Below are 22,757 nucleotides of genomic sequence, written 5' to 3' on the forward strand. Positions count from 1 at the left end.
AGTGCCGTTGTTCGGGTCCGCGTTGGAGCCCGCCGTGGTCACGCCGTTGAACGCGCCATGGCTTGCCGCGTATCCGCAGGCATTCACCGGCGGGGCGCCCGTCTGCGCGAAGCTGCTCGGGTAACCGCCGGTCGGCGGCAGGTCGTTCCAGGGAGTGCCTCCGTCGGTCGAAATCTCCTGCACCACGCCGTCCCACTGGAACTCGAGGTCGTACTTCGCCTGGAAGTTCAGCGTCGCGCCGGTGGTGATCGCCAGCGGCGGCGTGGTGATGCTCGCGCAGGTGTTGTCGAGATAGGGCGGGGCATCGCTGCCGTTGTGGTAGCTGTAGCTGCCTGCGGACGCGGCGACGTTCGTGATCTGCCACGGCGCCTCGAGCGCGAGGTAGCTGTGCGTGTCGACGTCGTCGACGTACGCACCCGGATCCGGCCCGTCGACGCCGCTCGGCGTCGCGTTCGCGGGGACCGAGGTCGGCGACGCGTTGCCGGCGCCGTCGACCGCGCGCACGCGATAGAAGTACGGCGTGCCGTTGGCGACCGCGGTGTCGGAGAACGTGGTCGTCGCGAGCGCGCTCGCGACCGTCGTCGGAGCGGTGAAATACGGGCTCGTGTCGCGCTCGACCGTGTAGGTCACCGTGTTGGCCGCCGGGCAGTTCGACGCGCCCGCCGCCCACGACAGGTTCACGCTGCAGCTCGCGTTGGAGGCGTCGCTCGCGAGCGAGTGCGTGTCGAAGTCGGGTTGCAGCGAGCAGTCATCGAGCGAAACGACGTCCACGCACTGCGACGCGTCGCCCTCGATGTCGTTCTGCACGCCGCGCAACTTGTAGGCGTAGCCGTATCCGCCCTGGCTCGTGTCGTCGTTGAGCGGCAGGCTCGTGCCGTTGGCGACGAGGTGGAAGTCGCCCGGCTCGGCCGTCGCGCAGGTGCCGTCGGCGCGGTAGAGCTGCCAGCCCTGCGCACCCGCGGCGCCGGTCGCATTCACGCTGATGCCGCCGCTGCCGTTGCTGCCGATCGTCGGCGCGGTCGGCGCCGCGAACGGCGTCGCGTCCGGAAGCGCGAACTTGCCGGAAACGGCGAGGCCGTAGCCCTGGCGATCGCTGCCGGCGCGGCCGTTGCCTGGGATCGACGTGCCCTTCACCCGGATCGTGTAGCTGCCCGCGGCGGGTGCGGTCAGGCGTACCTGCTCGACCGTGTCCTTCGCATCGGCCGTTCCGCCCGGCACCGACACGTTGCCGGAGAAACGGTTGCCGAGGTACGTGCCGCCGGGACCGACGACTTCGAGGTCGAGGTTGTTGACGAGCGTCGATGCCGCGCCGATCGAGGCGTCCGGATCGAACCAGGCGAGCGTGACGCGCAGCTCGACGCCCGCGCCGACGTTGGCGATCGTGTATTCGTTCACGTCGCCGGTCTCGAGGCCCGACGCGTTCGTGCGCTCGAACACGCGCAGGCGGCGGCTGTCGTCGCCGTTCGGCATCGTGTTCTTGAACCACAGGTTCGAGTCGAGCCACGGGCGGCCCCAGCCCGTACCCGTATTCGGGAACGCGCTCGGGCTCGTCGTCGGCACCGTGCCGTTGAGCAGCACCGCCTTCATCACCGCACCGGTCGGATTGAGCGCGTCGAGCCCGCTCTCGGTGAACGGCGACGCGCCGTCGAAGCCGTCGGCGAACACGAGGTCGGCCGGAATGCCGGTGCCGGTCGCGCCGCGCGGGTAGAAGCCGTCGGCGAAGTACTGGCGCAGCAGCACCGCGTTGCCGGCGATCGTCGGCGTCGCCATCGACGTGCCCGAGTTCGAGACCGTGAGCGGCGCGGTGATCGTCGTGGTGACGCTGGTGCCGTTGCGCGCGGAGATCGTCCCCGTGCCAGGTGCGGCGACGTCCGGCTTCTGGCGGCCATCCGCGGTGGGGCCCGCATTGGAGAAGCTCGCCTTGACGAGGCTGCCCGCATGGCCGAGCGCAGCGACGGTCACGGCGTTCTTCGAATTGCCCGGAGAGCCGACGGCCATCGCGCCGGCCTGATCGTTGCCGGCCGCGATCACGACGAGGAGGTTCTCGTCCTTGCGCGTCGCGCGATCGGTGTTGGCGTCTTCGGTCGTGTACTGGCCCGAGCTCGACGAGCCCCAGCTGTCGCTGTGGATACGCGCGCCGCCGGCGTAGGCCTGTTCGAGCGTGCCCTCGAAGTCCTGCGTGATGACCGCGGTCGCCTGGTTCGGACCGATATCCTGGAACAGAAGCTGCGCGTTCGGCGCCATGCCGTCGGCGAGGTCGTGGTTCGGCGCGTACGGCGTCGAGGGCATGTACGTGGTCGAGCCGAACGTGCCCGCGGCGTCGCCGACGACGGTGCCGGTGGTGTGGGTGCCGTGTCCGGACACGAAGTCGTAGTCGGTCGGTCCGCCCGGCTGCGTCCAGTAGGCGATGATCTTGTTGTCCGGGTGCAGCGTGCCGACGTTCGGCAGCACCGGCGGCGGGTTCTCCGCGAAGGTCACTTCGGTGTGCGGGCCGTTGCCCTTGTCGAGCGTGGCGAACCACGCCGCATTGGGCGTCGTGCCCGAGTCCGCCACGGCGACGATCTGGCCGCCGCCGGTGATGCCCTGGTCGAACAGCGGCGTCGGGCCGCAGACCGGGCCGCTGCCGGCGCAGGTGCCGGTCAGGTTGCCCTGGATCGCGCCGATGCCGCCGGCGTTGGTCGTGTGCGGTGCGATCCACGGCGACACGAAGGCGACGCCGTCGATGGCCGTCGCGGCGTCGATGAGCCGGTCGAGCGCCGCCGCGTCGACCTTCGCGCGCACGTACGGCAATGCCTGTTCGCGCGTGCTGCGCAGCGTGATCTCGACGCCGGGCACCTGCTTGACGAGCTGGCCTTCGATGGCGGCCGAGGAGACGCCGTCGAACGCCTGGATCATGAGTTCGTAGCGACCGTCGTTCTGCAATGCGGCCGAGGTCGTGCGCGTCGAAGTCCACAGCGCCGGATCGAGCTTGAGCGCGGGAGCCACCTCGCCGGCCCAGCGCACCGACGCGGTCTGCGCGACGTCCGCGAGGCGGACGCCGTTGAGTCGCACGTAGTACGCGTTGTTCGGCACGTATCCGAGGATCTCGATGCCGCGTGCGACGAGCGAATCGCGCGCCGCCTTGAGCCGGGCCGGGTCGAATTGCACGATCGCGTAGTTCGAACCGGTCGCGGCGGCGGCACCGACCGCGCGCGTGTCGAGCGTCTGACGCACCGGGTCGAATACGCCCGCGCGCAGGAGGATGAGGTCCGGATTGCCGCGTGCGGCATCGATGGCGTCAAGCGACGGCTGGCCGGCGATCACGGTGTTGGCGGCGGTCGCGTGCGGCGCCGCGGCGCCCAGCGCGAGCGTGAGTGCCGCCGCGAGTGCAGTACGTGCAGGCAGGGAGGTCATGTCGGTCTCTCGGCGAGGGAGGGGGCGTGCATCCGACGCGGGGGGATGCAACCGCCCGAATATGCCGCCCCGCGAGCCGAGGCGGCAACTGCCAAAGGGCCCAGTCGCCCTCCCGCTGCAGGCGTAGTGGGCGAGCCGCTACTGGTTCGACAGGCTGAGGTCGACGAGCAGCTTCCAGTGGCCGTCGCGCCAGCGCCATGCGCGCATGTAGCTGCCGCATTCGATGCATTCCGGACTGCCGCCGAGCGTGTAGGCGAAGTCGCCGCTTGCGGCGACGTCGAGCGCGCGCCGCGCGCCGCGACCGAGTCCACTCGCATCCTTGCGCAGGAGTTCCAGCGCGGCCGCACCGTCGGCGGGTGCCTGGCCGTCGCGCATCGCGTGCAGCCCCGGGTCCGCGATCGTGTCGAACGCGTGCGAAGGGTCTTTTGCGAGCGCGGCGCGCAGCGCGTCGTCGGCTTGCTCGAGCGCGCTGCGTCGCTGCTGCAGCGCCGTTGCATCGAGCGCCGCCGCGGCGGACGCCTCGGTGAGCGCGGCCACGCCGCCCGCTGCAGCGGGCACCGGCGCCGGGAGCCCGATGCCCGCGTCCGACTGCACGCGCCAGATACCGTCGCTGCCGCGCTTCCAGAACGTGAGGAAATGGCCGTGCGCGTACTGTGCGGCGCCCGCCGCATGGGCCGCCCACGGTCCGGTCGAAACCGCGAGTTCACCGCTCGCGGCGACGCCGACCTGCCTCGGGCTCCATTCGAGCAGTCGACCGTCGTCGGGGTCGTGCGACAGCGCAGCCAGCGCGGGCACCGGAGTCGGCCGCAACAGCCACGCCTGGGCGTCGAAATGGGCGAGGAACGCGAGGCGCGTGCCATAGCGGTGCGCGTCGAGCGCGAAGCCGCGCTCGGCCGCGACGACCGCGGCGAGATCCGGCGTGAGGGCCGTCGCGCCGAGGGAGCCGGCGATGAGGAGGGATGCAAGCATGAGTCGATGGGTTCCAAGTCGATGGGGTACGTATTGCACCAGCGCGCGGGTCGCATCGGCCGGGACGATCCGGCGAGACGGCTTGCTGCAGTCACGGCTCGGCGAAAACCGCGACGAACCCGGACGTCGTCGCGTCTGGATGGGGTGGAGCCGTCGGGACGCGTGATGGGATCGACGCTTGCGGCGCTGTTAGTTTTTCGTGAATCGCGCTATCATGTGAGCGTCGAGGAATGCGTACTGCATCGGAACTCCCGGTCCGGTGCGCGGGTCTCAACATCATTCGGTATCGATCTCTTGCCACGCATGAAGCCTTGCCTCGCCACGCTGCTGCTGTCGCTGCTCCCGCTCGCGGGAACGGCGCAGTCGTTGCCGTCGTTGGCGGTGCCCGGGTCGACGCCGCTGGTGGAGCAACTGCTCGCGATCGACCCTTCGGGCAGGCCGCTCGATGGCGCCTCGGTGCTGCCGATCTGGTCGCGCGCGAACGGCGAGCTGCTCGCGGTGGTCGCGCTGCCGCAGCAGTGGATGGGTTCGCCGACCGACACGAGTGCCGCATACCGCGGTCCGTCGTCGTGGGCGCTCGCGGGTAACACCGGCTCGGCCAGCGGTATCGTCTGGAGCCTGTCCGACGGCCTGCGCATCGACGCGATGTTCGGCCAGTACCTTGCGCCAACGCCGTTGCTCTGCGCGACGCCCGCGTGTGGCGTCGCGCCGTCGCGCGGCACGCTGACCGGCGCGCTCGGCATGGGCTGGTCGAGCGCCGACGGCGGGCTCGATCTTTCCTACGGATTGTCGTGGCTGCAGGCGCCCGCGGGCGGCCCGAGCCTCGGCGGCTTCGCGATCGCGGCGCTGCCGACGCTCGCACTGCCGGACGGGCCGTTGTATTCGCTCGGCAACGAGGCGTCGGTGTATGCGCGCGGCCGCTGGCGCTTCGAGCAGGGCGCAGCGCTCGACGTTGCGGCGAGCTACGGCCATGGCCGGCTGTCGACGCTCGATGGCCTCGCCGCCCCGTTCGCGTCGGCGGTCGACCTCGACCAGTTGTCGCTGAGCCTCGGTCTCGATGCGGGCTCGCTGCGTGGCGCGATCGTCGGCCACGTGCTCAGCAGCGACGACCCTGCGCTCGCGGGCAAGCGCTGGACGACGCTCGACCTCGGCGTGTCGTGGCGCACGCCCTGGAGTGGCGAGCTCAGCGTAGGCGCGCAGAACCTCTGGTCGGCGCCGCTGAACTCGCCGCGCGACAACGAGAATCAGGCGCGCACTCCGTACATCCAGTACCGTCAGGATCTCTGACGCGTCCCCCGTCGCGACCCCTCCGCGTCGCGTCCGCCCCCGTTGCAAGAGGATGCCGATCCTGCGTTCGCAGGTGGCCAGTCCTGCGTTTTCGGTGGGCCTCCGGATGCGGCCTCAAGCACGTCGCGCGTGCCGGCGCAAGTGTCCCCTCACTGCGCCGCCGCATTTTTTCGCGCGCGCAACGATATGATCCGTAAGGATTTTTCGCGGATGTTAAGGCGGCGCTCAGGGATTCCCATGGCGTAAGAATGTTGTTAGTATCGCCCACTGCCGAGGGTTTTGGTGGACCGTTTTGGTCGTTCCCATGGATGGGAGAGCACATGTCCCGAGCTGTGACACAACTCTGACGTTGGAGAGTGTAATGAATCATACGAGCAACGAGCTTTTCAAAGCCGTGCGCTATGCGTTGTACGCAGGCACCACGGCCGTGGTCGGTTTGTCGGCCGCGCCTGTGCTTGCGCAGGATGACACCAGCAGCCAGAAGCTGGAAACGATCACGGTGACGGGTTCGAACATCCGTCGCGTCGATATCGAAACGTCCAACCCGGTCGTCACCATCGATCGCGCCGCGATCGAGAAGACCGGCAAGCTGACCCTGGGCGACCTCGTCCAGCAGCTCCCGGCCGTCACCGGCCCGAACACCAACCCGCAGGTCAACAACTCCGGCGGCAGCGGTTTCTCGAGCATCGGCCTGCGCGGCCTCGGCTCGCCGCGCACCCTCGTGCTGATCAACGGCCACCGTTATCTGTCCGGCGATCCGAACGCGATCCCGGCCAACATGATCGAGCGCATCGAAGTCCTGACCGACGGCGCCTCGTCGGTGTACGGTTCGGACGCGATCGCGGGCGTCGTCAACTTCATCCTGCGCAGCGACTACCAGGGTGCGGAGTTCTCGGCCGACTACGGCATCTCCGACCGTGACGACGGTACCTCGAAGGGCTACTCCTTCACGTTCGGCCAGAGCTCCGACAAGGGCTCGATCATGGCCGGCGTCAACTACAAGAAGATCGACGGCGTGCTCTCGGGCCACCGCGAGTTCTCGAAGGACTCCGTGTCGCGCCTCGGTTCGACGAGCAGCCCGATCGGCACGTTCGTCGGCGGCTCGACCTCGTCGCCGTACGGCCACATCAAGATCCCGTCGGCGTTCGCGGACCTGTTCCCGGGTTGCAGCTCGGGCTACCTCGCGCGCAACCCCGAAGCGAGCGGCCTGAACATCGCGACCGATTACCACTGCTATCGCAACAGCGCGTCGGCAGCGGGCCCGAGCGACAAGTACAACTATGCGACGGTCAACCTCGTGATGACCCCGCAGGAACGCACCGGCCTGTTCCTGAACGGCAACTACAAGCTGACCGACAACGTCGAGGTCTACCTCAACGTGCTGCACAACAAGACCTCGGCGGCGTTCCAGCTCGCCCCGGCCGTGTTCGGCACGCCGTACGGTGCGACCGTGTCGGCGGACAGCTACTACAACCCGTTCGGCATCGATTTCGGCCCGGGCGCGGGCAGCTTCAATGCGCGCCTCGAGTCGCTCGGCAACCGCAGCGCCTCCACGGGCACGGCGAATGACCAGCTGTCGACCGGTTTCAAGGGTTCGTTCTCGGTCTGGAACGACCAGCAGTGGAACTGGGAACTCGGCTTCGACTACGGCCACGTGCACCAGTCGACGACGACCTACGGCCTGCCGAACCTGTCCGTGCTGAACCCGGGCATGGGCCCGTCGTTCCTCGACGAAGCCACCGGCCAGGTCGTCTGCGGCACGCCGGATGCGCCGATCGCGGGCTGCATTCCGTTCAATCCGTTCAACCTGCAGGATCCGAACAGCATCGCCGCGCTCCGCGCCGCGGCTTCGCCGGGCGTGAGCAACCTGTTCTCGAAGGAAACGGTCAAGCGCCTCGACCTCAACGGCGGTCTGTTCGAACTGCCGGCCGGCACGATGCAGCTCGCCGTCGGTTACAACTACCGCACCGAGTACATCCACTCCAACGTCGACACCGGCCTCATCGTCGACTTCGACGGCAACTGCACCCTTGGCAGCCAGTGCGGTTCCGCGCTGCAGGGCGGTTACAACGTGAAGGAAGCGTACGCCGAGCTGTTCGTGCCGATCCTCAAGGATCTGCCGTTCGTGCATGCGTTGAACCTCACGGTCGGCGACCGCTGGTCGAAGTACTCGACCTTCGGCAGCACGAACAACACGAAGTTCGCGATCGAATGGCGTCCGATCGAAGACCTGCTGCTCCGCGGCACGGTCTCGAAGGTGTTCCGCGCGCCGACGATCGGCGACATCTTCGGTGGCGCCGGCAGCGACGCGCCGAAGATCTCGCGCGATCCGTGCGACGGCTACACCGGCGGCGGCAACCCGGCGTGCGTGAACGTTCCGACCGACGGCAGCTTCGTCAACGAGAACGTGCGTCAGGCGCTGCAGCTCAACGCGATTGCGTCGGGTGCGGCGTTCGCCGGCTTCCCGATCGGTCCGGAGAAGGGCAAGTCGTTCGACTTCGGTATCGTGTATGACCCGCATTGGCTGGAAGGCCTGTCGGTCAGCGCCGACGTCTGGCGCGTCTACCTGAACGAGAACATCACGGGCATCGGTGCGCAGCAGGTCCTCGACCTCTGCTCGGCCGGCCAGCTCGCGTTCTGCCCGCTGATCCGTCGTTACGCCTCGGGCGAGAGCCAGGGCCAGATCCAGACGCTCATCGAGCCGACCGGCAACCTCGGTCGCGTCGACGTGGGTGGCGTGGACTTCGCGATGAACTACCGCCTGCCGGAGTTCTCGTTCGGTCGCTTCAACGTCGGCCTGAATGCGACGTACCTGAAGAACTACGACCTGCAGACCGCTCCGGGCCTGCCGGGCAACACGACCTACCACTTCGCCGGCCACTTCGAGAACTACGGTTCGGCGCAGGCGGCGGCGTGCCCGGGTGCGGGCGGCGGCGTCTGCCTGTTCCCGCGCTGGCGTGCGCAGAGCCAGGTCGGCTGGCAGATGGGTCCGTTCGACGCTTCGTGGTCGATGCGCTACATCCATCGCTTCCGCATGGGTTCGCCGTCGCCGTCGCAGGACAGCCATCCGTACGGCACGGGTAACCCGTCGCTGGACGGCCTGTACACCGACTTCGGCTCGACCGTCTATCACGACATCCAGTTCGGCTACAACCTCGAATCGCTCAACACGCGCTTCGACATCGGCGTGAACAATGTCGGCGACAAGCAGCCGCCGTTCCTGTACGCGAACAACACGCTGAACGCGAACACGGACCCGAGCGACTTCGATCTCATGGGCCGCTACTACTGGGGCCGCGTGACGGTCAAGTTCTAAGATCGAGTCACGTTGTAAGCTACACGGCCGCGCGGGTTTCCCGCGCGGCCTTTTTTTTGCCGAAGACTCGAATGAATGCCGACCTGATTCCGATTGCCGCGGCGGTGCGCGTCGCCGACTGGCGCGAGGCCGAACGCCTCGTGCGCGCGCGCCTGCAGACCGACGACACGCGCGAAGACCTGCTCACGATGCTCGCGGTCAGCCTGCAGATGCAGGGACGTGCCGCCGATGCGATCGACGTCTACGAACGCCTGACGCGCCTGTTCCCCGCGCGCAGCGAACATTGGGGCAACTACGCGACCGCGCTGCGCGAGGCAGGGCGCCTCGACGAGGCCGCGACGATCTACGAGCGCGCGCTGCACGACGCACCGGCGGACACGGGGCAGCTCGTGAACTTCGCGCTGCTCAAGCTGCAGCAGCGCGACTACGCGGCGGCGCGCGATCTCGCCTTGCGCGCGTACGCGCTGGAGCCGCACTCGCCGCGCGTGCGCATCCACGCCGCCCGCGCGTGCCAGGCGTGCCGCGAGTACGAGGAGGCCGAAGATCTCCTCAAGCCCTGGCGCCAATGGTTGCCACTCGGGGACGACGGACTCCAGCAGGAGCTCGGCGACCTGCAGCTCGCGCTCGGCGACGGCGACGCCGCGCAGGTCCTCCTCGAGGACCTCGTGCGCCGCGCTCCAGGCAACATCCACGCGGTGGTCCATCTCGCGTCCGCGTACGAACGACTCAACCGGATGCCCGAGGCGGAGTCGCTGCTCGCGCAGCTCGCCGGGCGGCTGGGCGATGCGACGCCCGAAGTGCGGATGGAGCTTGCGCACGTGCTCGCGAAGGTCGCGCAGCGGAAAGGCGATCTCGCCGAGGCGCAATCGATCCTCGAGGACGCCGGCCTGCGCGGCGAGGGCGACTATGCGCACTACTACTTGCTCGCCGAGATCCGAGCCAAGCGTGCGGACGTCGACGGCACGATGCAGGCGCTGCAGTCCGCGCACGCGCTGCATGTCGAGGACCTCAGGCATGTGATACCGAAGCGATTCGAACCGGGCGCGTCACCGCTGCCGCTGGCCGACGTCCGCGTCAGCGCGGAGGAGTATCGGCAATGGCCGGTCCTGGGCGCTCCCGAAGCGAAGCACTCGCCGGTGTTCATCGTCGGCTTCCCGCGCTCGGGCACGACCCTTCTCGAACAGATGCTCGACGCGCATCCGCGCCTGCAATCGATGGACGAGAACCCGTTCTTCAACAAGCTGAGCGACCAGCTTGCCGAACAGGACATCTACGTGCCCCAGGACATGGCGCGTCTAGGGCAGCGCGACTGCGACGAACTGCGCAAGCGCTACCTCGCCATGGTGTGCGACACGATCCCGCGGCGCTGGGACACGCAGATCGTCGACAAGAATCCGCTCAACATGCTGTGGCTGCCGCTGATCCATCGCCTGTTCCCGCATGCGAAGTTCATCCTCGCGCTGCGACACCCGTGCGACGTCGTGCTGAGCTGCTACATGCAGAACTTCCGCTCGAGCGTGCTCGCCGCCGCATGCTCGGACCTCGAGCGCCTCGCGAAGTCGTATGTGGCATCGATGCAATCATGGCTGCATCACTCGGCGCTGTTCGCGCCGGACGTGCTCGCGGTACGCAACGAAGACATCGTCGCCGACGTCGAAGCGCAGGCCGCGCGGATAGCCGCGTTCCTCGACCTCGGCGATCCGGCCCCGCTGCTCGGCTTCCACGAGCATGCGCGCCGCAAGGGGTTCATCGGCACGCCGAGCTACACGCAGGTGATCCAGCCGGTGAACAGCCGCGGCATGAACCGGTGGCTGCGCTATCGCGCGTACCTCGAACCGGTGCTGCCGATCCTCGCGCCGATGCTGCGCCATTGGGGCTACTCGGCCGACGGAACGGCCGACGCGGGCGCCGCGCGCTGATCGCTCCCGAACGGCGCCATGCCGAGCTCGCGGCGCAGCGGGTCGAGCAGCGTGCCGTAGCGCGCGCCGCGCGCGGTATCCCGTCGCAGCGGCTGGCGCACCTGCATCGCGCTCGGCGAGCGCACGTCGCGCTCGGTGCGGTGGAAGTCGACGCAGGCCTGCTCGAACGGCAGGCGCAGGAACGCGAGCAGTTCGCGGATGCGCCGTTCCGGCTCCGCGACGAGCTCCTCGTACACGCTCTCGTGGACGTGCGCGGCATGGCGCGCGATCCCGTCGCGCACGGCCGCGTCGAACGCGCGCCAGAACGCCGCGAGGTCGGCGAAGCTGCGCGTGTACTCGTTGTTGTAGAGGAACTGGCGATAGCACGAGAAGCAGGTCTCGAGCGGATCGCGCCGCACCGCCACGATGCGCGCACCCGGCAGCATGCGACGTATCGCATCGATGTAGTACCAGTTGTTCGGCAACTTGTCGGTGAACAGCGCGCGTCGTCGCCGCCAATGCGCGGTGCGATCGAGGTACCGTTGCCCGAGCCGGCGCCAGTCGTCCACACCCAGGGCCTCAGCCCAGCCCGGGTAGGCCTGTTGCCGGCGACGTGATTCCTCGCCGATCAGGAGTGGGAGGTCGGCCAGTTCGCCGGCGCCCTCGATCGCCGGGTGCGACGCGAGGATCTGCTCGATCAACGTCGAGCCCGAGCGGGGCAGGCTGACGATGAAGATGGCTTCGCGCCCGAACGTGTCGCCGGCAAGCGGCGGTGGCGAGGTCGCGTAGGCGCCGCGGATCGACGCCATGAAGGCCCCAAAGCCTGCGGCATCCCATTGCCGGCGTCGACGCGCGACTGCATTGGCGCGTTCGAGCGCCGCGAGCGAAGCCGCGTAGTCCCCGCGCTCGTCGAGCGCCCTGGCGAGTGCGAAGCCGGTGGCGACGAGGTCGTCGTCGCTCGCGCGCGGGTCGCGCAGCGCGTCCTGCATGCGTACGACATCGTCGTCCTCGAAGCGCGTCGTGCGGAGGTCGGCGAGCCCCCACCAGGCCATGCCCGTACCGGGTCTCTCGGCGAGGATGCGTCGATACTCCGCCGCTGCTTCGCCGGGCTGGTTGGCGACGCGCAGCATGTCCGCGAGCAGCGCGCGCGCCTGCACGTGCGAAGGCGCGAGCGCGACCGCCCGGCGCAGCGCGACGACGGCCTCGTCGTGGCGCACGCAACGCGTGAGCAGCACGCCGAGATTGAACCACGCGAGCGCGAGGTCGGGTTGCAGATCGCAGCAGCGCCGCAGCGCCGCGATCGCGCCGTCGTAGTCGCCGGCTTCGGCGAGTACGGTCCCGAGCGTGTTCTGGTACAGCGCGTCGGTCGGACGCCGGGCGACCGCATCCCGGATCGCGCGGATCGCGGCCTCGTGGTCGCCGCGCTGGCTGCGGATGCCTGCCCAGAGGCGCAGCACCTCCGGCTGGCGCGGGAACGCGGCGATCGCCGCACCGACGTGCGCCTCCGCCTCGTCGATGCGGCCCGCCTCGAGCGCATTCGCGGTCGCGACGACCTGCTGCACCGCGCGCGGCGTCAGGCCGTGCAGGCGTGGCGGGAGGGAAGAGGCGGTCGGCATGGGGCGGTCGGTTCCGCCCCCGAGTCTAGCAGGGCGCTCCGCAGCGCGAACGGATGCGCGCCCGACCGGGCGCCGCGTCGCGGCCGAGGCAATGCCGAACGTGCCGGTGTCGGGCGCCACCTTGGGGCAGGGCGCGGCGCGCCTCAGCTGCGCCGAAAGGCGTCAGAGACGCTCAGTAGTTCGACATGTCGAAATTCTCGGCCATCGGCGCGTCGCCACCTTCGGCGAGGCGCACCTTGAGCGCGAGACCATCACGCGAGTCGGCGTGGTTGAGCGCCTCCTCGAGTTCGATCTTGCCTTCCTTGTAGAGCGCGTACAGCGACTGGTCGAAGGTCTGCATGCCTTCCTGCAGGCTGCGGTCCATCGCCTCCTTGACCTCGTGCACCTGGCCGCGGCGCAGCAGGTCGCGGATATGGGGCGTGTTGAGCAACACCTCGACCGCGGGCAGGCGGTGGCCGTCCTTGCCCATCACGAGGCGCTGGCTGATCACGGCGCGCAGGTTGAGCGCGACGTTCATGAGGATGTTCTTGTGCGCCGACTCCGGGAAAAAGTTGAGGATGCGTTCGATCGTCTGGTCGGCATTGTTCGAATGCAGCGTGGCAAGGCAAAGATGGCCGGTCTCCGAGAACGTGATCGCGGCCTCCATCGTCGTCGCGTCGCGGATCTCGCCGATGAGGATCACGTCGGGCGCTTCGCGCATCGCGTTCTTCAGCGCTTCGTGGAAGCTGTGCGTGTCGAGCCCGACCTCGCGCTGGTTCACCACCGACTTCTTGTGCCGGTACAGGTATTCGATCGGATCCTCGATCGTGAGGATGTGGCCCGAGCTGTTCGCGTTGCGGTGGTCGATCATCGACGCGAGCGTGGTCGACTTGCCCGAGCCGGTCGCCCCGACCAGCAGGATCAGGCCGCGCGGCTCCATGATGATGCTCTTGAAGAGCTGCGGCAGGCGCAGCTGCTCGATCGACGGGATCTCGCTCTTGATCGCACGGATCACCATGCCGACCTCGCCGCGCTGCTTGAACACGTTGACGCGGAAGCGCCCCGCGTCCTTGACCGCGATCGCCATGTTGAGTTCGAGCGCCTTCTCGAACTGCGGCACCTGCCCTTCGTCCATGAGCGAGTAGGCGATCTTCTTGACCATGCCGTTGGGCAGGCCGGTATTGCCGAGTGGATAGAGCTTGCCCTCGACCTTGATGTTCACCGGAGCGCCGGTGGTCAGGAACATGTCCGACGCACCCTTCTCGGTCATCAGTTTCAGGAAATAGCCGATATCCATCGCCGTTCTCGCTCTCGTTCGTTCGCCTCGTTGGCCGGATCGGCGAAGCAGCATTGCCAAACCGGGCGTCGCCTTCCCAAAATACGGACTCTCTTCTTCAGGCGAGCGGCGACGTTATGACACCAGCACGCGAAAAAATCCATGCGTGGGTCGCGGTTCTGGCCGCCGCGCTCGCTGCCGGGTGCAGCCCCACCAAGCCGCCGCTCGACGAACTGGACGCGGCTTCGCGCGCGCTCTCCGCGGCCCGCCAGGCCGACGCGCCGCAGTTCGCGGCCGCCGAGTACCGCGCCGCCGGCCGCCATTTCGACCAGGCGCAGGCCGCCCAGCGCGACAAGGACTACGATGCGGCCGCGCAGTTCGCCGCCGAATCACTCGCCGACAGCGAGCTCGCCCTGGCCCGGGCCCATCTCGCCAAGGCGCGCGCGGACGTCGAGCGTCTCACGCGCGACAATGCGAACCTGCAGGGCGACCTCGACAGCCACCCCGCGGCCCTGCAGGAGGAGCAGCCATGAATTTCGCCCGATGCGCCCGCTGCGCGTTCGCGTTCTCGCTCGCCGTCGCCGCGGCCGACGGCGTCGCCGCGCGCGACGACGATTACCAGCGGCTGCTCGACCGCTTCAACGCGCTCGCGACCGACCCCGTGCTCGGCACGCACGCGCCCGTCGCGATGGATCGTGCCCGCCTCGCGCTCGCCCACCTCAAGGAAGCGCGGCGCGCCGAGCGGGAACACTGGATCTACATGGCCGAGCGTCGCATCGACAGCGCGCGCGCGAACGCCGAAGCGGAGGCGCTCGGCGACCAGCGTTCCACGTTGCAGCGCGAGAACGACCGCCTTCAGCTCGCGATCGCGCGGCGCGACGCCGAGCAGGCGCGCGCCGAGCTCGAGCGGCAGCGCCTGCAGGCGCAGATCCGCGCCGAGGAAGCCGAGCGCGCGCGGCGCGATGCCGAGGCCGCTCGCGCGGAAGGTGCGCAGGCGACGCAGGCGGCCGAGTCCGCACGCGCGGAGGCCGAGCAGGCCAAGCGCATGGCCGCGGCGCAAGCGAAAGCGGCGGCGCTCGCGAAGAAGGAAGCGCAGCTCGAGGCGGCGCTGTCGGGCGACGGCTCGGCAGGCGCGGCCCCGCCCAAGACCAAGCCCAAGGCGAAGCCCAAGGCCAAGCCGGCTGCGCCGTCGAAGTCGAACTGAGCACCCGAGCGAGGCGCCAGTCGCATCTTCTTGATTATGGTGCAACTCTCTGTTTGCGTTAAAAATTTATGAGCGCCTTCGCGCCCGTCGCGGACGGCTCGACGGGCATTTTTCCGGTTGCCAAGGCAGGGGCATCGGAGTAGCGTCTATCTCCCAAGTGGCCCGTTTTTTCCTGGACCCCCACTTGGGCCTGAGCCCATGACAGCATCGATAGCGACAGAGGAAAGCACTCCCTCGGTTATCCGAGGCGCGGGTCGTGCGTACGGACGTTTCCTGGCAGTGGCGTCCGCAGCAGGGCCCGACGATCTCCTCTTCACCTTCGACGCAGCGTCCACGGTAACGGCGGCTCTTTCGAGCCATCTCGCAACCCCCGCGGTAACTCGTCCCGCTCCGCAGCGGCACGGCCGTGCGGCCGTGCCGCCGCGTGCGTGTTCCTTGCACTATGAGGAGGCTGGCTGATGTTCGAGCAGAACCAGAAAGAAGTCGAAGCGCTGATGCAGAGCAACGCGGAGTTCCGCAGCCTGTACCAGCGTCACAAGGAACTGGACAGCAAGGTGCGCGATGCCGAATTGGGCGTCCTGCCGATGGACGACGTCACGCTGCACAACATGAAGAAAGAAAAGCTGCACGCGAAGGACAGGCTCACGTCCATGTGGGCGGCCGCGGCGCACTGACCGGATTGCCGTCGCCGGCGCTGCCGCGGACGCGGGGGCGCCGGCGACATCCCTCCCTCGGGTATCATTCCGCGATCACCTCCGACCGGAGGTGAGGACCGTCGTCGGGTTCGCCCGCGACGCCTGACGCGGAGCCCGCATGACGATTCACCAGAGCGTACTCGAGCTGATCGGTCGCACGCCGATGGTCAAGGCGCAACGCCTCGACACCGGTACCTGCGAACTCTTCTTCAAACTCGAGAGCGCCAACCCCGGCGGTTCGATCAAGGACCGCATCGGCCTGTCGATGATCGAGGGCGCCGAGAAGGCCGGCAAGCTGAAGCCGGGTGCGACGCTCGTCGAAGGCACCGCCGGCAACACGGGCCTCGGCCTCGCCCTGGTCGCGCAGGCGAAAGGCTACCGGCTCGTGCTCGTCGTGCCCGACAAGATGAGTCGCGAGAAGATCTTCAACCTCAAGGCGATGGGGGCGGAGGTCGTCCTCACGCGGTCCGACGTCGCCAAGGGGCATCCCGAGTATTACCAGGATCTCGCCGAACGCATCGCGCGCGAGACGCCGGGCGCGTACTTCATCAACCAGTTCGGCAATCCGGACAATCCGCTCGCGCACGAGCGCACGACCGGTCCGGAGATCTTCGAACAGCTCGACGGCAAGGTCGACGCGATCGTGTTCGGCTGCGGTTCGTCGGGCACGATGACGGGCCTGTCGCGCTACTTCGCCAAGGCGTCGCCGCAGACCGAGTTCATCCTCGCCGATCCGGTCGGTTCGATCCTCGCGCAGTACATCAACGAGGGCACGTTGTCGACGAAGTCGGCGAGCTGGATGGTCGAAGGCATCGGCGAGGATTTCCTGCCGTCGATCAGCGATTTTTCGCGCGTGAAGAAGGCCTACGCGATCAGCGACAAGGAGAGCTTCCTCGCCGCACGCGAGCTGCTCGCGAAGGAAGGCGTGTTCGGCGGCTCCTCGACCGGCACGTTGCTCGCGGCGGCGTTGCGCTATTGCCGCGAGCAGACGCAGCCCAGGCGCGTCGTCATGTTCGTCTGCGACACCGGCAACAAGTACCTGTCGAAGATGTACAACGACTACTGGATGCTCGACAACGGCTTCCTAGAGCGGCAGCGCACCGGCGACCTGCGCGACCTCATCCTGCGCCCGTACGCGCAGCACGACACCGTCGTGGTCGGTCCGAACGAGCTCCTCGTGACCGCGTACAACCGCATGAAGCTCTACGACGTCTCGCAGCTGCCGGTCATGGACGGCGATCGCATCGTCGGCATCCTCGACGAGTCGGACCTGCTGCTGCACGTGCATGCGGACGAGACCAGGTTCCGCGACAGCGTGTCGACCGCGATGGTGGAAAAGCTGCAGGTGCTCGACGTGAAGGAGCCGATCGAATCGTTGATGCCCGTATTCGGCGCCGGACACGTCGCGATCGTGATGGACGGGCCGAAGTTCCTCGGCCTCATCACGCGCATCGACCTCCTCAATTACCTGCGGCGCCGGGCCGGATGAAGCGGCCCCTCGCGACGACGACGGCCTGCGCCGGTTTCGCCGCAGGTTCCCGCGCCGCGGCGGCTTCGAAGCGATGCCGCGGACGCTGACGGCGACCCGATTCCCGACTCCCACGTACCAGGCGACGACCTACCATGGCAAAGCACGACCAACTGCATCTCGGCACGCGAGCGATCCACGCGGGCCAGTCCCCCGACCCCTCGACCGGCGCGATCATGACGCCGATCTACGCGACGTCGACCTACGTGCAGAAGAGCCCGGGCGTGCACCAGGGTTACGAGTATTCGCGCACGCAGAATCCGACGCGCATGGCCTACGAGCGCTGCGTCGCCGACCTCGAAGGCGGTCGCCAGGGCTACGCGTTCGCGTCCGGCCTCGCGGCCGCCGGCACCGTGCTCGAACTGCTCGATTCGGGCAGTCATGTGATCGCGATGGACGACCTTTACGGCGGCACCTACCGCCTGTTCGAACGCGTGCGCCGGCGCAGCGCAGGGCTCGACTTCACCTTCATCGACCTCAACGACGCGGCGGCGCTGAAGGCCGCATTGAAGCCCAATACGCGGATGATCTGGGCGGAGACGCCGACCAACCCGATGCTCAAGCTCGTCGACCTCGCCAAGGTCGGCGCGTTCGCGCGCAAGCACGGCCTCATCTTCGTGGTCGACAACACGTTCTGCTCGCCGATGCTGCAGCGTCCGATCGAACACGGTGCCGACATCGTCGTGCACTCGGCGACGAAGTACCTCAACGGCCATTCCGACATCGTCGGCGGCATCGCCGTGGTCGGCGGCAGCGCGGAGCTCGCCGAGCAGATGGCGTTCCTGCACAACTCGGTCGGTTCCGTCGCGGGTCCATTCGATGCGTTCCTCGCGATGCGTGGACTCAAGACGCTGCACCTGCGCATGCGCGCGCATTGCGAAGGCGCGCTCGCGCTCGCGCAATGGCTCGAGAAGCATCCGGCGGTCGAGCGAGTGATCTATCCGGGCCTCAAGTCGCACCCGCAGCACGTACTCGCGAAGAAGCAGATGGACGGCTTCGGCGGCATCGTATCGGTCGAAGTGAAGGGCGGCCTGCGCAAGGCGCGCAAGGTGCTCGAGCGTTGCGAGCTGTTCGCGCTGGCCGAATCGCTCGGCGGCGTCGAGAGCCTGATCGAGCACCCGGCGATCATGACGCACGCGTCGATCCCGCCCGCGAACCGCAAGCGGCTCGGTATCAGCGACGGTTTGATCCGCCTCTCCGTCGGCGTCGAGGATGTCACGGACCTGCGCGAGGAACTCGAACGGGCGTTGCGGTGACGCGGGAGCGCGTTCTCGCGGATGGGATGAACCGTGACGACGCGCGGCGGCGATCGCGACCCGCTGCCGACGCGATCGTCCTCGCCTGGGAACGCTTCGGCCTGGCCCTGATCCTCGTCGCGGGCGCGCTCGTGCGCGTCGCGCTCGACTGGCGCCTCGAGGCCGTGCTCGTCGTGCGGGACGAGGCCGGATACCTCGCCAACGCCGCCGCCCTGGCGGGATACGTCTTCGACGGTGCCAACTCCTACCACGCGGGCTACTCGCTGCTGATCCTGCCCGCGTTCGCGCTGTTCGACGACCCGGCCACCGTGTATCGCGGCGTGCAGGCGATCAACATCCTGCTCGCCGCCTCGTCCGTACTGATTCTCGACGCGCTGCTGCGCGGGTTGTTCCCCGGTGAACGCCGCAGCCGCCAGTTGCTCGCGCTCGCGCTCGCGGCGGCGTACCCGGCCTGGTTCGTTTTTTCGCCGCTGGCCATGTCCGAGAACGGCATGGCCCCTGCGTTCTGCCTCGCGATGCTCTGCTGCCTGCGCGTCAGCCGCGGGGGAGGCGCCTATTGGCTCGCTTGGGGCCTCGCGAGCGGGTTCCTGTACTTCGTGCATCCGACCGCCCTCGGCACGCTCGCGGCCGCCGTGCCGATCGGCGCTGCGATAGCGGGCATGCGACGCGAATGGACGTGGTTCGCGGCGTTCGTCGCCTGCATTGGGACGATGCTCGTCCTCGATGCGGCGGTCGTCCAGCCCTGGCTGGTCGCGCGGCTCAGCGTGGACGGATACCCGCCGCTGCTGCATTACCCGCCGATGTCGAGCGTGCTGCAGCCGTTCACGTCGCTTGCCGGTCTCGTCGAGATCGCCCGCAGGATCGGCGGCCATGGGTTCTACGTCCTGGTCGGCAGCGCATGGCTCGCGTGGTACGCGACCGTATTCGTCGCGAAGCGCATCCATGGCGATGCGTGCGTGCGCAGGATCGACCCGCAGACGTGCGTCCTCCTGTTCGCCGTGCTCGCGCCGCTCGGCGTCCTCGCGCTTTCCGCACTGTCGTTCACCGCGCTGCACGGCGATCGGATGGACCACTGGATGTACGGGCGCTATGTCGAAGGCGCGCTCATGCCGGCGCTCGCCATCGGTGCCGTGGTCGCCTCCCGATTCGATCGCGCGCTCCTGCCGGGCATGCTCGTGGCCGCTGCAGGAGCGGCTCTCGTGTCGGGCATCGATGCGCCCGTCAATGCCCTCAACGTGAGTGCGTTATGGGAGCTGGCGCTGGCTCCAGCGGGCCCGGCCGCGATGTGGTGGCTGCTCGGCGCCGTCGTCGCGGGTCTGGCGTGGCTCGGCCGTGGAGGCGGGCGTCGCGCGCTCCTCCTAGCGGCGACCTTCGCCGCGGCGACGATCGTGGTGTACGTGCAGTTCCTCCTGCCTTGCCACGAGCTTTACGCCCGTCGTTACGTGCTCGCCAGCTACGTTCGCGAGCATCTGCGGCCGCTGCCGACCTGCATCGGCATCGATGCACGGCCGCAGGACACATCGGACGATCTCGCGCTGGCCTGGGCCAAATACGGCGCGCATCTTTTCGATGCGGGCATGCGCCGCACCACGCCCGGGGATTGGCTGGCGCACTGCGACGGACCGCTGATTTCCGTGGCGCGCGATCTCGATCGCCGTTACGACAACGTCCATCTCGTGGCTGCCGAACGGCATGACCTCCAGGGCACGCGGCCGGGCCCGTTTCTCTGGATGCGCGGTGCGCAGGGGGCTTCGGCACCGCTGCGGAGCGGCGACACCGTCCCGTTCACGGACGCCGACCCGCGCGTGCCGCTCATGCTCGGGGCTGGCTGGCACGCACCGGAGTCCGCCGGCACCTGGAGTTCGGCATCGGCCGAACTGTGGATCGACGTCGCGCCCGAGTGCAGCCGCTCGACGCCGTGCGAAGCGCGCTTCACGGCGATCGCGTTGAAGGCGGATGCGCAACGGCCGATCGTCGTCGACGTGAGCATCGAGGGCGAGAACGCCGGACGCTGGACGGTCCCCACGACCGACCCCCGGACGTACACGCTCCACTTGTTCCATGATGCGGCTTTTCCGTCCGGTACGCGCGTGCGCCTGGACGTCGAGGGCGCGACATCGCCGCTCGAGATGGGACTATCCGCCGACCCGCGCACGCTCGGAATCAAGTTGAGCTCGATCGCCCTCGGCGAGCCGACGGCGCCCTGAAGCGGATCAGGGCCGATCGATGCCCTCGATGTTGCGGAAGCCGTCGAGCGCCTGCGGATTCGCCAACGCGTCGGTGTTCTTCACCGGACGGCCGTGGATGACCTCGCGTACGGCGATCTCGGTGATCTTGCCGGAGATCGTGCGCGGGATGTCGGCGACCTGCAGGATCTTCGCGGGCACGTGGCGCGGGGTCGTGTTCGCGCGGATCTGCCGCGCGATGCGCTCGCGCAGCGCATCGTCGAGCACGATCCCCTCGCGCAGGCGCACGAACAGGATCACGCGCTCGTCGTCGCCCCACTGCTGGCCGACGGCGACCGACTCGAGCACCTCGGGCACCTGCTCGACCTGCCGGTAGATCTCCGCCGTGCCGATGCGCACGCCCCCCGGGTTGAGCGTCGCGTCGGAGCGGCCGAAGATGATCACGCCGTCGTGCTCCGTGAGCAGCGCATGGTCGCCGTGGCACCACACGCCGGGCACGCGCGCGAAATACGCGTTGCGGTACTTCTCGCCGTCCGGATCGTTCCAGAAGAACACCGGCATCGACGGGAACGGCGCCGTGCACGCGAGCTCCCCCTTCTCGCCGCGCACGGGCCTGCCCTCGTCGTCGAGGATCTCGACCTTCATGCCGAGGCCGCGGCACTGCAGTTCGCCGCGGTACACCGGCAGCACGGGGCAGCCGAGCGCGAAGCACGAGATGATGTCGGTTCCGCCGGAAATCGACGCGAGCAGCACGCGATCCTTGATGTCCCGATAGACGTAGTCGTAGCTCTCGGGCGCGAGCGGTGAGCCGGTGGAGAGGATCGTCTTGAGCTGCAGCAGCTTGTGCGTCTCGCGCGGCCTGACGCCGGCCTTCTCGATCGCGCTGAGCCATTTCGCGCTCGTACCGAACACGCTGATGCCGACTTCGTCGGCGAGGTCCCACAGCGCGTTGCCGTCCGGGTGCGACGGCGAGCCGTCGTAGACGACGAGCGTCGCACCGACCGCGAGGCCGGAGACGAACCAGTTCCACATCATCCAGCCGCAGGTGGTGTAGTAGAACAGGCGGTCCTCGCGCTTGAGATCGGTGTGCAGCACGAGTTCCTTGAGGTGCTGCAGCAAGGTGCCGCCGACGCCGTGCACGATGCATTTGGGCACGCCGGTCGTGCCCGACGAGTACATCACGTAGAGCGGGTGGTCGAACGGCACCGGCACGAACTCGAGCGGGTGGTCGCCGTCGCCGCAGAAGTCGGCCAGGGCGACCGCATTGCGCAGGCCCTCGAGGCGCAGCGGGGCGCCGCCGTAGGGCACGACCACGAGGTGCTCGATGCTCGGCACCTCGTCGAGCACGCCGCGGATCTTCTCGAGGCAGTCGAAGCGCTTGCCGCCGTAGCCGTATGCGTCCGCGGTGAACAGCACTTTCGGCACGATCTGGCCGAACCGGTCGACCACGCCGCGGATGCCGAAATCGGGCGAGCACGACGACCAGGTCGCGCCAAGCGACGTCGTCGCGAGCATCGCTACGATCGTCTCGGGGATGTTCGGCATGAAGCCGGCGACGCGGTCGCCGACGCCGACACCGGCGCGCTTGAGCGCGTGCGCGACGCGCGCGACTTCGGCGTGGAGCTCGGCGTAGCTGAGTTCGCGCCGATGGCCCCACTCGTTGCGGAACACGATCGCGAGGCGGTCGTCCTTGAAGCGCAGCAGGTTCTGGGCGAAGTTCAGCGTGACGTTCGGGAACCAGCGCGCCCCGGGCATCCGCTCGCGGTCGACCAGGACGGGTTCGTGCTCGCCGTGGGCGCGGATACCGCAGAATTCCCACACCAGCGACCAGAACCGCTCCGGATGGCGCACCGAAAAGTCGTGCAGCGGCGCGTAGCGGCGGATGTCGTCGTTGCCGGTGCTTTCGCGCACGAAGCGCATGAAGCGGCTGATGTTGGCGCGCTCGATGCGCTCCGGACTCGGTTCCCACACCGGCTTGTCGATCGATGGCGTCGGGTCGTAGGTCATGCGTGCCTGGGGGTTGGTGGCCACCGCGCGAACGCCGGACGCGACGCGCGCGCCGGCGGCGAGCCTGGGCGTATGGCCCGCGATTATCGGCGAACCGCCGCGGGCCCGCCAGCCGCGCGGCAGGCGCGGCGAGCCGGCGCGTGCCGC

Annotated in this window: 14 protein-coding genes; 9 read left to right on the top strand and 5 right to left on the bottom strand. The window is 68.6% G+C overall.

Annotated features, from left to right (window positions below; translation table 11 throughout):
- Both VI238_RS17345 and VI238_RS17350 read right to left on the bottom strand, forming a co-directional pair.
- On the bottom strand, positions 1-3,393 hold a 3,393-nt coding region (locus tag VI238_RS17345), incomplete at its 3' end, for a S8 family serine peptidase (RefSeq protein WP_331653640.1).
- A gap of 138 nt (positions 3,394-3,531) precedes the next feature.
- Positions 3,532-4,362 (bottom strand): hypothetical protein, encoded by an 831-nt coding sequence (locus VI238_RS17350; protein ID WP_331653642.1) that lies wholly within the window; start codon positions 4,360-4,362, stop codon positions 3,532-3,534.
- A gap of 303 nt (positions 4,363-4,665) precedes the next feature.
- On the opposite strand from VI238_RS17350, the gene VI238_RS17355 reads away from it, so the two are divergent.
- The 3 genes from VI238_RS17355 to VI238_RS17365 all read left to right on the top strand — a co-directional run bounded on the left by VI238_RS17355 (position 4,666) and on the right by VI238_RS17365 (position 10,884).
- Positions 4,666-5,649, top strand: coding sequence for a hypothetical protein (locus VI238_RS17355; RefSeq protein ID WP_331653644.1), 984 nt, complete (start codon positions 4,666-4,668; stop codon positions 5,647-5,649).
- Positions 5,650-6,010: 361 nt separating this feature from the next.
- Positions 6,011-8,965 (top strand): TonB-dependent receptor plug domain-containing protein, encoded by a 2,955-nt coding sequence (locus VI238_RS17360; RefSeq protein WP_331653646.1) that lies wholly within the window; start codon positions 6,011-6,013, stop codon positions 8,963-8,965.
- A gap of 71 nt (positions 8,966-9,036) precedes the next feature.
- A complete protein-coding gene (locus VI238_RS17365) occupies positions 9,037-10,884 on the top strand; it encodes a tetratricopeptide repeat-containing sulfotransferase family protein (protein WP_331653648.1) in 1,848 nt (615 codons plus the stop codon).
- Here VI238_RS17365 and VI238_RS17370 read toward each other — a convergent pair.
- Both VI238_RS17370 and VI238_RS17375 read right to left on the bottom strand, forming a co-directional pair.
- On the bottom strand, positions 10,842-12,479 hold the full coding sequence (locus VI238_RS17370; RefSeq protein ID WP_331653650.1) for a tetratricopeptide repeat-containing sulfotransferase family protein: 1,638 nt from the start codon (positions 12,477-12,479) through the stop codon (positions 10,842-10,844). The two genes, VI238_RS17365 and VI238_RS17370, sit on opposite strands and share 43 nt — an antisense overlap.
- A gap of 172 nt (positions 12,480-12,651) precedes the next feature.
- Positions 12,652-13,755 carry a PilT/PilU family type 4a pilus ATPase gene (locus VI238_RS17375; RefSeq protein ID WP_331653652.1) on the bottom strand — a complete coding sequence of 368 codons (1,104 nt, stop codon included), beginning with the start codon at positions 13,753-13,755 and terminating at the stop codon, positions 12,652-12,654.
- Between the two features lie 116 nt (positions 13,756-13,871).
- On the opposite strand from VI238_RS17375, the gene VI238_RS17380 reads away from it, so the two are divergent.
- The 6 genes from VI238_RS17380 to VI238_RS17405 all read left to right on the top strand — a co-directional run bounded on the left by VI238_RS17380 (position 13,872) and on the right by VI238_RS17405 (position 20,624).
- A complete protein-coding gene (locus VI238_RS17380; RefSeq protein WP_331653654.1) occupies positions 13,872-14,267 on the top strand; it encodes a DUF4398 domain-containing protein in 396 nt (131 codons plus the stop codon).
- Positions 14,264-14,938 carry a hypothetical protein gene (locus VI238_RS17385; protein ID WP_331653656.1) on the top strand — a complete coding sequence of 225 codons (675 nt, stop codon included), beginning with the start codon at positions 14,264-14,266 and terminating at the stop codon, positions 14,936-14,938. The genes VI238_RS17380 and VI238_RS17385 overlap by 4 nt, the downstream gene beginning before the upstream one ends.
- A 458-nt stretch (positions 14,939-15,396) precedes the next feature.
- On the top strand, positions 15,397-15,612 hold the full coding sequence (locus VI238_RS17390; protein ID WP_331653657.1) for a YdcH family protein: 216 nt from the start codon (positions 15,397-15,399) through the stop codon (positions 15,610-15,612).
- Positions 15,613-15,751: 139 nt separating this feature from the next.
- Positions 15,752-17,122 (top strand): pyridoxal-phosphate dependent enzyme, encoded by a 1,371-nt coding sequence (locus VI238_RS17395; RefSeq protein ID WP_331653659.1) that lies wholly within the window; start codon positions 15,752-15,754, stop codon positions 17,120-17,122.
- A gap of 134 nt (positions 17,123-17,256) precedes the next feature.
- The gene (locus VI238_RS17400; protein WP_331653661.1) at positions 17,257-18,417 is read left to right on the top strand and encodes a PLP-dependent aspartate aminotransferase family protein; all 1,161 of its coding nucleotides are present in this window, start codon (positions 17,257-17,259) and stop codon (positions 18,415-18,417) included.
- A gap of 26 nt (positions 18,418-18,443) precedes the next feature.
- Positions 18,444-20,624: a hypothetical protein gene (locus tag VI238_RS17405; protein ID WP_331653663.1), complete on the top strand. Its 2,181-nt coding sequence runs from the start codon at positions 18,444-18,446 to the stop codon at positions 20,622-20,624.
- Positions 20,625-20,630: 6 nt separating this feature from the next.
- On the opposite strand, the gene VI238_RS17410 is transcribed toward VI238_RS17405, so the two are convergent.
- Positions 20,631-22,634: an acetoacetate--CoA ligase gene (locus tag VI238_RS17410; protein ID WP_331653665.1), complete on the bottom strand. Its 2,004-nt coding sequence runs from the start codon at positions 22,632-22,634 to the stop codon at positions 20,631-20,633.
- Between the last annotated feature and the right edge of the window lie 123 nt (positions 22,635-22,757).

This window comes from Dokdonella sp., from assembly GCF_036518555.1.
In the GTDB taxonomy this organism is placed as follows: Bacteria; Pseudomonadota; Gammaproteobacteria; order Xanthomonadales; family Rhodanobacteraceae; genus Dokdonella_A.

What these genes read in the sequence shown, in the direction of transcription:
- VI238_RS17395 (WP_331653659.1), top strand. Translation starts at nt 15,752, where the DNA reads ATGACGATTCACCAGAGCGTACTCGAGCTGATCGGTCGCACGCCGATG.
- VI238_RS17365 (WP_331653648.1), top strand. Translation starts at nt 9,037, where the DNA reads ATGAATGCCGACCTGATTCCGATTGCCGCGGCGGTGCGCGTCGCCGAC.
- VI238_RS17380 (WP_331653654.1), top strand. Translation starts at nt 13,872, where the DNA reads ATGACACCAGCACGCGAAAAAATCCATGCGTGGGTCGCGGTTCTGGCC.
- VI238_RS17360 (WP_331653646.1), top strand. Translation starts at nt 6,011, where the DNA reads ATGAATCATACGAGCAACGAGCTTTTCAAAGCCGTGCGCTATGCGTTG.
- VI238_RS17385 (WP_331653656.1), top strand. Translation starts at nt 14,264, where the DNA reads ATGAATTTCGCCCGATGCGCCCGCTGCGCGTTCGCGTTCTCGCTCGCC.
- VI238_RS17370 (WP_331653650.1), bottom strand. Translation starts at nt 12,479, where the DNA reads ATGCCGACCGCCTCTTCCCTCCCGCCACGCCTGCACGGCCTGACGCCG.
- VI238_RS17400 (WP_331653661.1), top strand. Translation starts at nt 17,257, where the DNA reads ATGGCAAAGCACGACCAACTGCATCTCGGCACGCGAGCGATCCACGCG.
- VI238_RS17375 (WP_331653652.1), bottom strand. Translation starts at nt 13,755, where the DNA reads ATGGATATCGGCTATTTCCTGAAACTGATGACCGAGAAGGGTGCGTCG.
- VI238_RS17405 (WP_331653663.1), top strand. Translation starts at nt 18,444, where the DNA reads ATGAACCGTGACGACGCGCGGCGGCGATCGCGACCCGCTGCCGACGCG.
- VI238_RS17355 (WP_331653644.1), top strand. Translation starts at nt 4,666, where the DNA reads ATGAAGCCTTGCCTCGCCACGCTGCTGCTGTCGCTGCTCCCGCTCGCG.
- VI238_RS17350 (WP_331653642.1), bottom strand. Translation starts at nt 4,362, where the DNA reads ATGCTTGCATCCCTCCTCATCGCCGGCTCCCTCGGCGCGACGGCCCTC.
- VI238_RS17390 (WP_331653657.1), top strand. Translation starts at nt 15,397, where the DNA reads ATGTTCGAGCAGAACCAGAAAGAAGTCGAAGCGCTGATGCAGAGCAAC.